This is a genomic window from Marinicrinis lubricantis (assembly GCF_042658665.1).
In the GTDB taxonomy this organism is placed as follows: Bacteria; Bacillota; Bacilli; order Paenibacillales; family KCTC-33676; genus Marinicrinis; species Marinicrinis lubricantis.
This window is the reverse complement of record NZ_JBHSQV010000153.1, coordinates 18,475-28,469: the sequence shown is the minus strand read 5'-3', so window position 1 is coordinate 28,469 and position 9,995 is coordinate 18,475. Positions and strand designations below refer to the sequence as shown.

The 9,995-nt window shown below is 46.8% G+C and carries 13 protein-coding genes; 2 read left to right on the top strand and 11 right to left on the bottom strand.

The genetic code is table 11. The annotated features are described in order from the left end of the window. Positions 1–124: 124 nt before the first annotated feature. Entirely contained in the window at positions 125–349 is a 225-nt protein-coding gene (locus tag ACFPXP_RS12185; RefSeq protein WP_379894501.1) for a spore germination protein GerPB, read from the bottom strand. Further along, positions 346–573, bottom strand: a complete 228-nt coding sequence (locus ACFPXP_RS12180) for a spore germination protein (protein ID WP_379894500.1) — start codon at positions 571–573, stop codon at positions 346–348. Before ACFPXP_RS12180 ends, ACFPXP_RS12185 begins: the two co-directional genes overlap by 4 nt. A gap of 132 nt (positions 574–705) precedes the next feature. On the opposite strand from ACFPXP_RS12180, the gene ACFPXP_RS12175 reads away from it, so the two are divergent. After that, positions 706–1,161 carry an Hsp20/alpha crystallin family protein gene (locus ACFPXP_RS12175; protein ID WP_379894499.1) on the top strand — a complete coding sequence of 152 codons (456 nt, stop codon included), beginning with the start codon at positions 706–708 and terminating at the stop codon, positions 1,159–1,161. Positions 1,162–1,255: 94 nt separating this feature from the next. On the opposite strand, the gene ACFPXP_RS12170 is transcribed toward ACFPXP_RS12175, so the two are convergent. From ACFPXP_RS12170 to ACFPXP_RS12150, 5 genes are all read right to left on the bottom strand, one after another. Further along, positions 1,256–1,702: a hypothetical protein gene (locus ACFPXP_RS12170; protein WP_379894498.1), complete on the bottom strand. Its 447-nt coding sequence runs from the start codon at positions 1,700–1,702 to the stop codon at positions 1,256–1,258. Positions 1,703–1,777: 75 nt separating this feature from the next. Further along, complete coding sequence (locus ACFPXP_RS12165; protein WP_379894497.1) at positions 1,778–2,500, bottom strand: class I SAM-dependent methyltransferase; 723 nt, start codon at positions 2,498–2,500, stop codon at positions 1,778–1,780. Positions 2,501–2,644: 144 nt separating this feature from the next. Then, complete coding sequence (gene trxB, locus ACFPXP_RS12160; protein ID WP_379894496.1) at positions 2,645–3,568, bottom strand: thioredoxin-disulfide reductase; 924 nt, start codon at positions 3,566–3,568, stop codon at positions 2,645–2,647. A 113-nt stretch (positions 3,569–3,681) separates the two neighbouring features. Beyond that, positions 3,682–4,227, bottom strand: coding sequence for a peroxiredoxin (locus ACFPXP_RS12155; protein WP_379894495.1), 546 nt, complete (start codon positions 4,225–4,227; stop codon positions 3,682–3,684). 185 nt (positions 4,228–4,412) lie between these two features. Then, a complete protein-coding gene (locus tag ACFPXP_RS12150) occupies positions 4,413–5,018 on the bottom strand; it encodes a TetR/AcrR family transcriptional regulator (protein ID WP_379894494.1) in 606 nt (201 codons plus the stop codon). Between the two features lie 134 nt (positions 5,019–5,152). Between ACFPXP_RS12150 and ACFPXP_RS12145 the strand changes: the two genes are divergently transcribed. Continuing rightward, entirely contained in the window at positions 5,153–5,698 is a 546-nt protein-coding gene (locus ACFPXP_RS12145) for a hypothetical protein (protein WP_379894493.1), read from the top strand. A 174-nt stretch (positions 5,699–5,872) separates the two neighbouring features. Here the strand turns inward: ACFPXP_RS12145 and ACFPXP_RS12140 are convergent, their stop codons facing one another. From ACFPXP_RS12140 to ACFPXP_RS12125, 4 genes are all read right to left on the bottom strand, one after another. Next, positions 5,873–6,880, bottom strand: a complete 1,008-nt coding sequence (locus ACFPXP_RS12140) for an LLM class flavin-dependent oxidoreductase (RefSeq protein ID WP_379894492.1) — start codon at positions 6,878–6,880, stop codon at positions 5,873–5,875. Next, positions 6,877–7,602 carry a DsbA family oxidoreductase gene (locus ACFPXP_RS12135; RefSeq protein ID WP_379894491.1) on the bottom strand — a complete coding sequence of 242 codons (726 nt, stop codon included), beginning with the start codon at positions 7,600–7,602 and terminating at the stop codon, positions 6,877–6,879. The genes ACFPXP_RS12140 and ACFPXP_RS12135 overlap by 4 nt, the downstream gene beginning before the upstream one ends. Positions 7,603–7,821: 219 nt before the next feature. After that, positions 7,822–8,535 (bottom strand): rhamnogalacturonan acetylesterase, encoded by a 714-nt coding sequence (locus ACFPXP_RS12130; RefSeq protein ID WP_379894490.1) that lies wholly within the window; start codon positions 8,533–8,535, stop codon positions 7,822–7,824. A 468-nt stretch (positions 8,536–9,003) separates the two neighbouring features. Then, positions 9,004–9,984 carry a glycoside hydrolase family 43 protein gene (locus ACFPXP_RS12125; protein WP_379894489.1) on the bottom strand — a complete coding sequence of 327 codons (981 nt, stop codon included), beginning with the start codon at positions 9,982–9,984 and terminating at the stop codon, positions 9,004–9,006. Between the last annotated feature and the right edge of the window lie 11 nt (positions 9,985–9,995).

Sequence of the window (9,995 nt, the reverse complement as noted above, 5' to 3'; positions counted from 1 at the left end):
GCCCTTGTTAAACAATCCTCAAACCATTGGCGTGTTTGTCAAGAGCGATTGCGGCGCATCTCCTTCCAGTAAATAGGAGAGAAGCTAACCCTTTAGGTAGTTTTCATAAATCTTTTGACACTACCTATCCTGAAATGGACGGCAGCGGTACCGCCGGCGATTCGACTCCCTGGCTGCCTACCATGGGAGTCGTAAGCTCTGGTGCAGGTACCGTAAAACCGCCCGTATTATATAAATTGGATAAAGTCTTGACAATACCAGCGGTTCCGATCTGAAGCACGGAGGAGTTCGCAACGGATTCGACACTCAGCTTATGGATCGTAATATTTTGGTATACCGTCAGATTCATGCGGTCCCCACCTTCTGATTACTGTTGTCAACTCCATCTCGATCAAACGTATTCGTTGCACTAATGCCATTATTCGTGACCGGTAAGTCACCGGTATTAAAACTCCCGCTGCCAGCAAAGGTTTTAGATGAGCTGGTTGGTGAAATAAATACAGCATCACCGAATTGTACTGTTCCCGCAGATCCCACACTTAATATTTTGACCGCACCAACCACGGAAGGCATTCGCGCACCTCCTTTGACTCCGTATGTCTTATATTATGAGGGAAAGTGCCCAAACGTTAACAACGATTTGAAGTATCAACTATGGGCAGCTTTACATATAATGACGCAGAGAAAGTTAAAGGAGAGATTCAGGTGACTAAAGGCAGGGATTCGTTTGATTGGAAAAGCCTCGAGCAGCTTTTGGGCACTTCTCTGCCCTTTATACCTAAAGGGATGAGGGAACAAATACAAAGTGGTTCCTGGGTAGAGTCCTATGTACAGGATATGATGAAAAAAATGATGCCAGGCGCAGCGAGTGCAGAGCAGCACAGTCCCTTGGAGTATGAGGAATTTGAAACGCATAAAGATCTTATTGTCAAAATTCATATACCTAAATCTGTTCATCCCAGAGCATTAAGACTGCAGATAGGCAGAGGGACCTTGCGAATTACCGGGCTTCCTGGAGATAAGAAACAGCTTATCCACCTATCTACAACTGTCGATCATCTTCATTGCAAAGCAACCTGCAAAAATCGAATATTGCTGATAAGAATGCGCAAAGAAACCGAAACCGAAGTGTTTCGAGACATTCGGATTCGAATGGAATAATTGTCATCCTTTTCAAAATAAATGCTTATCGATTGAAGGTAAAAAAAGAACTCTTGCCTCGCGATTACGGAGGAATGAGAGTTCTTTTCACGGTTTAAAAGCGAAGCCCCTGCCAATCCTGATCATGTTTCGTATCCTTTCTTTCAAATGTTAATGCCAGTACACCGTCCGCATACCTCACAGCGTTCGGCTTTGACTTGACAGGATAAGGCAGCGGAATGGATTTCGTAAAGGATGAGCGCTGCGATTCCTTATGCCATCCCCCCAAATCGCTCACTGCTGAATACTCCGTATTCAGTATTCCTCGAATCAATAACTGATCCCCTATGACCTTATAAGCCCATTTTTTTCGATTCGATGGAGTAAGTCCCGGAGCTTCGATCCAGATCTTGGTAAACCTTCGATCAGGCAGCACTTCCACCTTCGGCGTGTTCATCCATTCTGCAAATGGTTTGATCCACTGCTTCGATATCTCACTTTTTTCAAGCTGCTTCCACAGCTGTTCAAGCTCCTTGATCATGCCCAACCAATATAATGACATTCCCGGCCAGCCTCCTTACACTATCATGTACAACGGTCTATTTCAGCATATGCCGGGATGAATACAGAGTGTGGGCTATTTCTTCGAAACAAACAAACCATAGCCTAAGTCGTCACCATATTTTTCGATCATTTGATGGTAGCGAAGCGCCGTCTGCCATAGTTCAGGATTGATCAGCGTATCTTGATCCGGCGTCTGACCAAAATCAGGATATAGACTTTCATCTTCACCGACCTTCTGGCTCAGCTTCCCCGGATTCCAGCAAAGGACTTCTCGAAACCCTGCCTGTTCGAATATGCGGAGCCATTCTTGCTGTGTAGGCAGCATGTCAAAACCATACAAGTCTTTAGCCTCGTACAACAACTCCGGACTAGGCAGATTGAGCGCCATCATTTCCCGATCGTACAAAGCCCCTCCAGACTTTAATACACGGTAATATTCCTTTACAGGCTCATAAACACCAGCAAACAAAGTGACCGATTCGAGAAAAACAACATCGAAGCCATGGGCTGCAAACGGGAGCCGCCTTGCATCACCCTGTACAAAATGGACCGATACCCCTTCCTCAGCAGCTCTTTTCACTGCCTTAGCCAGCATATCTTCCCTAAAATCGAGGGCAGTGACAACACATCCGTTTCTGGCTAAATGACAGGCTGTTCGGCCCGTTCCGCAGCCCACTTCCAGCACTCGGCTTCCAGGGGCTATCGGCCAATGCTTTAACTGCTCCAATGTCGCACCATATCCTCCCGGATGCGCATTGCCCACGCCTAGTTTTGCCAGCATCTCCAAATAATCCACACGCCTCTTCCCCTTTCTTTACGCTTCTGACCTATTGTATGGTTAGGCGAACAGAAAGGGTGCTTATATTGGCCTACTTTTTTTGTAGATGGCTTACGAAATCGAAAAAACCGTTCCCTAGCAGGAACGGTCTGAAATGTATGATTATTCGTTGTTTTCCAAAAATCTTTCGCAATCGAGGGCGGCCATACAGCCGGATCCCGCTGCAGTAATCGCCTGGCGATAGTTCTGATCCTGTACGTCGCCGCAGGCAAATACGCCTGGGATATTCGTTTTGCTGGTACCTGGTTCAACTAGGATATAGCCCACTTCATCTGTACGGATTTGTCCGCCCAGGAAAGCGGTATTCGGACGGTGACCGATCGCTACGAAAATGCCGTCCGTCTCGACGACCTCTTCAGCTCCGGTCTCGTTGTTTTTCACTTTCAATCCAGTCACACCCTTATCTCCAGCAACGACTTCCAGCGGAGTCATATTCAGGGCCCACTTGATCTTGCTGTTCTCTCTCGCACGGTCCTGCATGATTTTGGATGCTCTAAGTTCATTGCGTCGATGCACCAGCGTCACTTCAGAAGCAAATTTGGTCAAGAAGTTTGCTTCCTCCATGGCCGAGTCACCGCCGCCCACAACGACGATTTTCTTGCCGCGGAAGAAGAACCCGTCACAGGTTGCACAAGTGCTCACACCGCGTCCCACGTTTTCCTTTTCCCCAGGAATTCCTAGCAGCTTTGCAGTCGCACCTGTTGAAATAATAATGGACTCTGCAGTAATCTCTTCTCCACCTTCAAGCTTCAAGGTGAACGGTCTTTGCTGCATATCCACTTCATTTACCCAACCAGTACGAAATTCCGCGCCGAAGCGCTCGGCCTGTTTGCGCATATTCGCCATAAGCTCTGGCCCCATAATTCCTTCGGGGAAGCCTGGGAAGTTCTCAACATCTGTCGTCGTTGTCAGTTGTCCTCCCGGTTCGGGCCCTTCGATTACAAGCGGTTCTAAATTAGCACGTGCCATATAGATCGCAGCGGTTAGTCCTGACGGACCTGTTCCAATAATAACGGCCTTTCTCATCGCTCTCTCTCCAGTCATGAATTTATCGATTCTATTTGTTTATGATTCGTTTGTATAACAATGACTGGGGCTTCCGGCTTGCGGATAACCCCAGAATCATTCGTTCGTTCGATTTATACTTCCAGAGTTTTTTGACCCGGCTTCCAGTTCATTGGGCACAATCCACCGGATTGCAGCGCTTGTAGCACACGAAGAGTTTCTTCAACACTTCTGCCTACATCGTTATGATTAACAACCTGATACTTCAATTCACCCTCGGGATCGATGATGAACAGGCCTCTTAGCGCAACGCCTTCTTCTTCAATTAGTACACCGTAGTCTCTAGCTACGGACTTTGTAATATCGGATGCAAGCGGGAATTTCAGCTCGCCTAATCCGTTGTCAGCCAGCGGAGTCGTCACCCACGCTTTGTGTGTATATTTGCTGTCGACGCTGACACCCAGAACTTCTGTATCTAAATTCTTGAACTCATCATATGCTTCGCTCAGCGCTCTGATTTCTGTCGGACATACGAATGTAAAGTCCATTGGATAGAAGAAAAATACTAGCCATTTGCCTTTATAATCGTCTAAAGAAACTTTGCCAAATTGCTGTCCATCTCCACTTACCGTTTCCATTTCGAAAAAAGGTGCTGCTTTACCGACTAAACGTTCTGCCATTGTATCGTTCCTCCTATGAAATCCTATCTTTTTATTATTTTAGGCTCTCGCCTCTTTATGTAACTATCGTAACATGGTTGATAATTATTTTCAATACTAATTTATAATGATTATAATTAGTTAATATAAAGAGGAGTGCTGTACACGAAGGAACCCACCATCATCCAATAGTGGGCGTTAATGTATCAATCGTGTGTTAATGCTTCCGATCTGCATATCGATTCAAGATGACTTTCCAATATACAGATAATCCGTTCACGACTGGAGCGCCTTTCATCAAAAAGGGCATGAAGCGCAATACCATCGACTAGCGCATAGAGCCTCTCGGTTTCAAGCGACACGTCCATTCCTGGACGAAGTAATTGCTGCTGCTCCAAATAATCGACTACGACTTTCACGACATCATAAACGCCGTCCTTCTCCGTATCGGATCCCGTATGCTTGTACTTCATGTAAAATATGAAAGCAAACCATACTTCCGTCTCGGCCATTTTATGGCGATCTACAGGTACTAGCTCCTGCAATACGAGCAGTGCCTTTTCCATCGGAGAAACATCGCGAGCTGCGATCAATTTAATGCGTTCCGTCGCTCTTTCCTTCACCAAGTTCATGGCGAAAGTAAGCAGTTCGTCCTGCGTACTGAAATAATGACGCAGTGCCCCTAAGGATAATCCTGCTTCCTTCGCAATATTTCGTACACTCGCCCCTTTCATCCCTTGGTTTAGGATAATCCGCCATGTCGCTTCCGCAATATGTTTTCTTCTTTCCTCATGATCCACAATTTTTGGCATACATGTATTGTAGCAGATTCCGCTTCCTCTCTCAATTTTATAATACAGTTGTATTATTAAAAAAATGGTGCTATAATCTTACTTAATTCATACGACTGTATTATTCAAACTCATAAAAGGACAGGTGTTTTCTTTTGAACATTGTCGCCTGGATGATTGTCGCCTGTGAAGTTGCATTTTGGATTTTCATTATTTTAGGTTTGGCTGCACGTTATATACTCAAGCAGGAGAAACTGGGTCTTCTTCTCCTTGCATTATCCCCCGTTGTTGACTTGATTTTGCTGATTACGACAAGCGTGGATTTGTACCGCGGAGCAGAATCCACTTTCGCACACGGTCTTGCCGCAGTGTATATTGGCGTGTCGATTGCATTCGGGAAGAGCATGATTGCTTGGGCAGACCAACGATTTAAATATTACATCACGAAACAAGGGACACCGCCGGTCAAACGATACGGCACAGAATATGCTGTCCACTACTTCAAAGGCTGGATTCAGCATCTGATCGCTTATCTCATTGGCGCGGTTCTATTAGGCGGACTGATTTGGATGATCGATGATGCATCTCGGACTGAAGCGCTCAGTGGAATATGGCAGCTTTGGTCCATTATCGTTGGCATCGACCTTCTGATTTCCATAACTTATTTTATTTGGCCGAAAAAACAGAAAGCATCGATTTAGACGAAAACAACGAAAACCTCCAAGACCACATTTTTATGTGGTTTTAGAGGTTTTCTATTATATCACATCGGATGAACATTCATCGTTAGTCATTGCCGTTGGTTTCTATGCCATTTCACAACGAGACCATGAACCTTCAACAATGGCTTGGATGAGTCAACATATCCCCATCGTTTATCGCATACCAAATGCTTCCGCGATCAATTCATACGATCGAATTCGCGCCTTCTGATCGTGAATCGGACTGTTGATGAGAATTTCGCCTACTTGATAGTCCGATCCCATTTGGATCAGCTGCTGCTTCACTTTTTCCGGCGTGCCGATAATGCGGCGCTGACGAATTTGCTGAATGTGCAGACGTTCCGCCTCGGAATACGGATATTCCATGGCCGTCTTCAGTGAAGGCAGGTAAGGCATTTCCCGCCCCGTCCGAATACCTAAAAACAGCAGATCAGCGCTCATGGCCAGACGATCCGCTTCTTCCTGCGTCTCAGCACAAATCGCCAGCGTTGCAATCATGGAGCGAGGCTGGTCATGAAGCAGTTTATTGGGCTCAAAATGCTCATTGTAGTATTGGGTCGCTTCTTCCCCGCCCGGCGTACCGAAAAACTCCGCAAAGGCATAATTGGTTCCAATCATTGCAGCAATTCTTGCGCTCTCTCCACTTGAACCAAGCAGCCAGATTTCCGGCGCCGTCGAAATTGACGGGTTCGCCAGCAGCTTCTCAAACGGATGCCCCGCAGGCATCGCTTCGTGAAGATAACCGATAATATCCATGACCTGTTGAGGATATTTATTCACATCGACGAATTTATCCTGCTGGAGCGCTCTAGTTGCCAGCGGCATACCGCCGGGAGCACGGCCGAGTCCGAGATCAATGCGTCCCGGATGCAGCGCCTCTAGAAGTCGGAAATTTTCCGCGACCTTATAAGCACTGTAATGAGGGAGCATAACCCCGCCGGATCCAACACGAATTCGAGAGGTGGCAGCTGCCAAATGAGCGATCAGCACCTCCGGACTGGAGAAGGCAAGCGCAGGCATCGAATGATGCTCTGACACCCAAAAACGCGAATACCCCAAATTCTCCACGGCTTGAACCAGACGAGTCGATTCCTGCAGCGCATCGCCCGCAGTTCTGCCTTCAGCGACATAGACTTGATCCAAAATACCGAGCTTGATCATGAACGATGCTCTCCCTTTGCTGGAACTATACAGCCATCATCTGTACATAACGCAGCATCGGAGTCCCCTCCAAGTACAGTAAGCGGCTGATCTTCTTCCCACGCTTTTTGCAGCGCCTCCAGAAATACTTCGCTCGGCTGTGCACCGGATACAGCATATTTCCGATTGATGACGAAGAACGGCACGCCTCGAATTCCTAGATCAGCCGCCTCTTGTTCATCACTCCGGACCCCATCTGCATATTCGCCGGCTGCTAATACGCGCAGCACCTCGTCACGGTTTAATCCAACCTCGGCTGCTAAATCGGCTAAAGTGTCATGGTTTCCGACATGAAGCATATCCGTAAAATGAGCCTTTAGCAGTCTTTCTGTCATTTCCGCAAGCTTCCCCTGCGAAGCCGCATAATGCGCAAGACGATGCGCATCAAACGTATTGGTCTGGATCGCCTTCCCAAGATCATAATCCAGCCCGACCTCTTTGGCCTGCTGTGTCACTTGATTGCAATTTGCAATGGCCTGCTCCCGGCTCATCCCATATTTAACTGCCAGCATATCATATGCGCTAGGATTCCCGTCACGCTTCATATTCGGATCGAGCTCAAAGCTTCGATACATCACTTCCACTTGTTCTTTATGGGCAAACTGATTGAGCCCGGCTTCGAACCGGCGCTTGCCGATATAGCAGAACGGGCATACAAAATCAGACCAAATCTCAACTTTCATCTGTGCAGCCTCCTTCATTCGATGCATGATTACAGCCTTCTACACGCCAATGATTGGCATGCTCAAAAACTGCTTCTTCAATTATACACCGAATCGTCATCCAATGAAAAAATGTCCATAGCATGGCTATGAAATAAAGCTGTCGATAAATAAAAAATGGAGATGCTGGAACCCCGATTCAAAACGGGAATCCTCCATCTCCATCAGGTTAATTGGAAGTTACTGCTGCGGGGAATAGGTCACATACTGCGATAACGGACCGTTCATTTTGTTTAAATCATCTGCAACAAACCGAGCAATCGTCTCAGCGCCGTAAATATTAAAATGCGTGTTGTCCTGTACGCCTTCCGGGTAATTAGGATGCTCTCCCGCTTCGAGCCAAACGAACAGCTTTTTGGAGTCCTCGATGCCGAGCGATTCGTACAGCTTGCGCGTATGAACCGCAAGGTCGATAAGCGGGAGCTTCCATCGTTCTGCAAGCTCCCTTGTTGTCTGCTGATAAGCACCATGCTCTGCAGCAGCCAACCGGCCATCCTCGTCAAATTTTCTTCGCTCCACCGAAGTGAGCAGCACTGGCTGCGCATCGCTGTTTAGTGCACATTCAATACATTTCGTTATATATTCCGCATAAGTCGATTGCGGATCTGTATATCTTTTCGGATCCTGCTTTTGATCATTGTGACCAAATTGAATAAACAATACATCTCCTGGCCGGATATGGTTCGCTATCTGCTGAAGATGCCCTTGATCGACGAAGCTTTTGGAGCTTCGGCCGCATAACGCGTAGTTTCTCACCACTACACGATCGTCTAGAAATTTGTACAGCATTTGTCCCCATCCTGCCATCGGCAATTTATTCGGATGATACTGGGCTGCGGTTGAGTCCCCCGCAATAAACCAGTGCACTGGTCTTTTCTCTGTAAACGTATTCAAATTACTCCCTCCTTATGGGTTTCTGACATATATATGCCTATCTATTTCTTTTTAGAAAGTGGTTTTCCTTCTCCGAATTTAAGATTTCTTTCTTCATGATCCTTCCATGATCTTGCGATAACATCCATTGTGCTTTCTTTAGATTCAATAAAATCTTTACACAGCCATCTATAATATGAGAAATTCAGCAAAATGATGGAGTGAGAAAATGAAAAAATATATCATGGGGGTCGATTTAGGCGGCACCCATATAAAGTCCGCTATATTTGACACTGAATTGAATACTGTCTTCGAAAGAAGCGACTCCACAGAGGCTGCACTCGGACCGGCCCATATACTCGATAAAATAAAGAAACACAGACATCTTCGCTTCGCACGTCACATTTTCAAACGATGAAATTCAACGGGCGCCAGCATCCATAACAAAAAGCCGATCCAAGCGGATCGGCCTGCTGTTCATCTTTTCATTCAGTTCGTATGAACGGTATTTTTTGGCGCATCTGCGACAGGAATGCCAAAATTCGGTGTACCGTCTTCGTTCCATTCAAGCAGCTGCACTCTCGTATGCCGGTTCGGGTCATAAAGCGGATCGCCTTCGATCTGCTTATAATTTCGAGCATGATAAACCAGCAAATCTCGTCCATCTTCCGAGACGGTAAAGCTGTTATGTCCTGGTCCATACTGTCCTGTCTCTTCACAGGTTTGGAATACCGGCTGCGGCGACTTTCTCCAAGAACGAGGATCGAGCAAATCCGCGGATTCATCTGCCGTGAGCAGACCCATGCAGTAATTGGCGTCCGTTGCGCTCGCGGAATAGCTGATAAAGATGCGCCCGCCCCGCTTCAACACAGCGGGACCCTCATTGACCTTGAAGCCGATGACTTCCCAATCGTACTCCGGTGTTGAGATCATCACCTGCTCTCCAGTCAGCGTCCATGGATTGCTCATCTGCGAGATATACAAATTGGAATTGCCAGGAATGTCCGGATCCTTCTGAGCCCACACATAATAACGCACCCCGCGATGTTCAAACACGGTCGCATCCAGCGCAAATGACTCCCATTTTGTCTTCACTTGCCCTTTCTCGACCCATGTACCTTCCGTTGGATCGGGAGACACATTCTCCAGCACATACATTCGATGATCAAACAGGCCGTCATTCGTCTCGGTAGTTCGGGCAGCTGCAAAATAAATGTACCACTTGCCATCTAAATGATGAATCTCTGGGGCCCAAATATTCGCGCTTAGCGGACCGCTATCGTGCTTGCGCCAAACGACGGTCGGTGCTGCCTCCTTAAGCCCTTCTATCGAAGATGCTTTTCGAAGCTCAATTCGATCATATTCCGGTACGGAAGCCGTGAAATAATAATATCCGTCCGTATGCTTCATGATCCATGGATCTGCTCTTTGTTCAACAATCGGATTGCAGTATTCTATCTCTTTTTTCATCGTCGGTTTCT

What these genes read in the sequence shown, in the direction of transcription:
- ACFPXP_RS12185 (WP_379894501.1), bottom strand. Translation starts at nt 349, where the DNA reads ATGAATCTGACGGTATACCAAAATATTACGATCCATAAGCTGAGTGTC.
- ACFPXP_RS12180 (WP_379894500.1), bottom strand. Translation starts at nt 573, where the DNA reads ATGCCTTCCGTGGTTGGTGCGGTCAAAATATTAAGTGTGGGATCTGCG.
- ACFPXP_RS12170 (WP_379894498.1), bottom strand. Translation starts at nt 1,702, where the DNA reads ATGTCATTATATTGGTTGGGCATGATCAAGGAGCTTGAACAGCTGTGG.
- trxB (WP_379894496.1), bottom strand. Translation starts at nt 3,568, where the DNA reads ATGAGAAAGGCCGTTATTATTGGAACAGGTCCGTCAGGACTAACCGCT.
- ACFPXP_RS12155 (WP_379894495.1), bottom strand. Translation starts at nt 4,227, where the DNA reads ATGGCAGAACGTTTAGTCGGTAAAGCAGCACCTTTTTTCGAAATGGAA.
- ACFPXP_RS12150 (WP_379894494.1), bottom strand. Translation starts at nt 5,018, where the DNA reads ATGCCAAAAATTGTGGATCATGAGGAAAGAAGAAAACATATTGCGGAA.
- ACFPXP_RS12140 (WP_379894492.1), bottom strand. Translation starts at nt 6,880, where the DNA reads ATGATCAAGCTCGGTATTTTGGATCAAGTCTATGTCGCTGAAGGCAGA.
- ACFPXP_RS12135 (WP_379894491.1), bottom strand. Translation starts at nt 7,602, where the DNA reads ATGAAAGTTGAGATTTGGTCTGATTTTGTATGCCCGTTCTGCTATATC.
- ACFPXP_RS12125 (WP_379894489.1), bottom strand. Translation starts at nt 9,984, where the DNA reads ATGAAAAAAGAGATAGAATACTGCAATCCGATTGTTGAACAAAGAGCA.